At 65.2% G+C, this 227-nt stretch carries 1 protein-coding gene; it reads left to right on the forward strand.

Annotated elements, in window-relative coordinates:
* Nucleotides 1-227 (forward strand): methyl-accepting chemotaxis protein (locus AC3A6R_RS27185; protein ID WP_487866189.1); only part of this gene is annotated, 227 nt, incomplete at both ends.

Here is a 227-nt window from a genome sequence, read left to right on the forward strand (position 1 = left end):
TCGCTCGAGCAGACGGCCGCCTCCATGGAAGAACTCACGAGCACCGTCAAGCAGAACGCCGACAACGCCCGCCAGGCCAACCAGCTCGCGCTCTCGGCCTCGGAAGTGGCCGTCAAGGGCGGCGGTGTGGTCGGCCAGGTGGTCGACACGATGGCCTCGATCAATGCCTCGTCGCGCAAGATCGTCGACATCATCGGCGTGATCGACGGCATCGCGTTCCAGACCAA

It is taken from the genome of Variovorax sp. Soil_C_19 (assembly GCF_057657255.1).